The sequence below is a fragment of the Betaproteobacteria bacterium genome (genome assembly GCA_016791345.1).
Lineage (GTDB): Bacteria > Pseudomonadota > Gammaproteobacteria > Burkholderiales > JAEUMW01 > JAEUMW01.
The window spans coordinates 1-3,174 of sequence record JAEUMW010000014.1; the positions used below are offsets into that span (position 1 = coordinate 1).

Annotated in this window: 4 protein-coding genes; 2 read left to right on the forward strand and 2 right to left on the reverse strand. The window is 64.1% G+C overall.

What is annotated here, in order from left to right; all coding sequences use genetic code 11:
* Both JNK68_00390 and JNK68_00395 read left to right on the forward strand, forming a co-directional pair.
* On the forward strand, window positions 1-496 hold a 496-nt coding region (locus JNK68_00390), incomplete at its 5' end, for a DNA polymerase I (GenBank protein ID MBL8538803.1).
* Window positions 497-544: 48 nt separating this feature from the next.
* Window positions 545-1,633, forward strand: a complete 1,089-nt coding sequence (locus JNK68_00395; GenBank protein ID MBL8538804.1) for a type II asparaginase — start codon at window positions 545-547, stop codon at window positions 1,631-1,633.
* 107 nt (window positions 1,634-1,740) lie between these two features.
* Here JNK68_00395 and JNK68_00400 read toward each other — a convergent pair whose 3' ends face one another.
* Together JNK68_00400 and mscL are read right to left on the reverse strand one after the other, a co-directional pair.
* Window positions 1,741-2,460 carry a class I SAM-dependent methyltransferase gene (locus JNK68_00400; protein ID MBL8538805.1) on the reverse strand — a complete coding sequence of 240 codons (720 nt, stop codon included), beginning with the start codon at window positions 2,458-2,460 and terminating at the stop codon, window positions 1,741-1,743.
* A gap of 109 nt (window positions 2,461-2,569) precedes the next feature.
* Complete coding sequence (mscL, locus tag JNK68_00405) at window positions 2,570-2,992, reverse strand: large conductance mechanosensitive channel protein MscL (GenBank protein ID MBL8538806.1); 423 nt, start codon at window positions 2,990-2,992, stop codon at window positions 2,570-2,572.
* Window positions 2,993-3,174: the final 182 nt, after the last annotated feature.

Below are 3,174 nucleotides of genomic sequence, written 5' to 3' on the forward strand. Positions count from 1 at the left end.
CATCTACGGCATGTCGGCATTCGGGCTCGCCGCACAGCTCGGGGTCGAGCGCGGCGCCGCGCAGCAGTACATGGAGCGGTACTTCGCGCGTTACCCGGGCGTTGCCGCCTACATGGAGCGAACGCGTGGGCAAGCGAGGGCACAGGGCTACGTGGAGACGGTGTTCGGCCGACGGCTGTGGCTGCCGGAGATTCGCAGCGGCAACCCGGCGCGGCGGCAGGGCGCCGAGCGCGCCGCGATCAACGCCCCGATGCAGGGCACTGCGGCCGATCTCATCAAGCTGGCGATGATCGCCGTGCAGGGATGGATCGAGCGTGAAGGCCTCGCAACGCGGCTCATCCTGCAGGTGCACGACGAACTAGTGCTAGAAGTGCCGGACGGTGAAGTGGTAAGAGTGACCACGGAGCTGCCGCCGTTGATGGGCAACGTGGCGACGCTTGCGGTGCCGATCCCGGTGGAAGTGGGCGTCGGATCGAACTGGGACCAGGCACACTGACCAGGCGTGCCCGCACGGCCCCGAAGCGTTCAACAGAGGAGCGTCATCATGCAGATCGAGAAGTCATTGCGGCCGCTCTTGGCAGGGGCGCTCTGCGCGCTGCTCGTTGCTGCCGCCCAGGCGAAAGAAGAGGCGCCCCCGGCAAGGCTCGCCAACATCGTCATCCTCGCCACCGGCGGCACCATCGCGGGCACCGGAGCTTCCGCCACGCAGACCACCGGCTACACCGCGGCGAAAGTGGCCGTCGATCAATTGATCGAGGCTGTCCCCGAAATGAAGAAGATTGCCAACGTGCGCGGCGAACAGGTCGCGCAGGTCGCGAGCGAAAGCATGACCAACGACATCTGGCTCAAGCTCGCCAAGCGCATCAACACCCTGCTGGCGCAGCCGGACGTGGACGGCATCGTCATCACGCACGGCACCGACACGCTCGAAGAAACCGCCTACTTTTTGAACCTGGTGGTGAAGAGTCGCAAGCCGGTGGTGCTGGTCGGCGCGATGCGACCGTCCACGGCGATGAGTGCGGACGGCCCGTTCAACCTCTACAACGGCGTCGGACTCGCGGCGAGCAAAGAAGCGGCCGGCCGCGGGGTGCTCGTCTGCATGAACGATCAGATCGGCGATGCCCGGGATCTCACCAAGACCACGACCACGACGCTGGACTCGTTCCGGGCCTATGACCTCGGCTATCTCGGGTACATGATCGGCGCGCGTCCCCATTTCTACCGACAGCCGGTGCGCAAGCACACCGCGGATACCGAGTTCGACGTCGCGGGCCTCGATGCGCTGCCCGCGGTCGACATCGTCTACGGCTACGCGAACATGAACCGGGTGCCGATCGATGCCTTCGTCGCTGCCGGTGACAAGGGCATCGTACATGCGGGGGTCGGCGATGGCAGCCTCGCCGCACAGGTCAAGCCGGCGCTCGTCGAGGCACGGCAGAAGGGGGTGATCATCGTGCGCAGTTCGCGCGTCGGCAACGGTGTGGTGGTGCGCAACGGTGAAGCAAACGACGACGAACTCGACTTCGTGGTATCGGACACGCTGAGTCCGCAGAAGGCGCGCATCCTGTTGATGCTGGCGCTCACCCGGACGAACAGCACGAAGGAGATTCAGCGAATGTTCGCTACCTATTGAGCGGACGTGGCGCGAACGAAGTTGCGATCCGCCGATACGGGGCCGTGTCGGCGGACGCGTGCCGGCCGCGGGGCAGTCTACGTCGTCGATCCCGGCTGCGGGGCAGTCTACGTCGTCGATCCCGGCTGCGGGGTAACCTTTGCGAGGCAGCCCCAGACCTTCTCATAGGACTGCACCTCTATGCCCGGGAAATACCGCTGCCACTCGGCGAGCGTCGCCTTGCCCTTCGGGACTTTGGCGTCGTCCAGAAAGAGTCTCCAGCCGCTGGCGAGAAAAGGCCATACCTCCGGCAGCGCGCCGTTGCGTCCCACGAGCGACTTCATCGGACCGTCGACGAAGACGAGATCGTAGGTCTTGCCGAGCTTGCCGAGGTCGACGTCATACCACCAGTAGCGCTCGCCATCCGGATAGCTGTGCCGCGCGAAGCCGCACCGAAGGATGTTCGTGCGATTCCGGAACGGCAGCCCCTCCAGCAGGTAGTTCACGTAACCGATCGAATCCGGATGGTTTTCGAGAGAGGTGACGTTGAAGCCGTGCTTGTACCCGAGCGCGCAAAGTATCGCCGTCGTGTTGCCGCAACCGAGTTCCAGCAGCTCCCGCGGCGGGTTGGCGTCGATCTCGTCCATCAGGATTTCCGCGCGCTTGGGATCGAAGGTCATGCCGCCGCGGTAGAAGCGTTCCGGAACCAGGCCAAGACCGCGCAACCGCTCGGAGAACGCCGGTCCCGGATCGGGATACGCATTGACACGACGCCGTTCCACGGCAGGGACGACCAGTTTCTGCACGACGTTCACGAACTCGGTAAAGCAGCGCTCGACGGCGGTCATCTGATGCACCTCCATGACGGAAAGACGGTTCTTGTCATCGATCTGGGTGATGCCGGAATCCGCAGTGTAGCCGCGGATTGCGCGCTTGAGCGACTGTACGCGGACGCAACTAGCGCTTCTTCAGCTCGTCGCGTATCTCGCGCAGGAGCACGACGTCCGCCGGATCTTCCGCCGGCGCAGGCGGTGTCTGCGACCGCAGCTTGTTGATCCACTTCACCATCATGAAAATGATGAAGGCCAGGATCACGAAGTTGAGCGCGATGGTGATGAAGTTGCCGTAGGCGAACACCGGCACCCCTGCTTTCTTCAATCCGTCCAGGGTTTCCACGGTGCCCGGCGGGGCGTCCTTGAGCTTGACGTAGTAGCTCGAGAAGTCGAGTCCCCCTGCGATGCGTCCCACGACCGGCATGATCAGGTCGCTCACGACCGAGTCCACGATCTTGCCGAATGCGCCGCCGATGATCACACCTACGGCGAGGTCCATCACGTTGCCCTTGAGCGCAAATTCCTTGAACTCGCTTAGGATACTCATATCCTGACTCCCGCAAATCGTTAAAGAGACGCCGACGGGGCCAGCGCTACGGCGCCGGATCCCGCGGATGAAAAGGTGGGGACCCGACTATGCCGAAGTTTGCGCGTTGCAGCAACCCTCGAATGCTCGCCAGGGTGGGCATGACGCTGTGCGCAGCCGTAGTGCTGCTGGCCGGCTGCGGC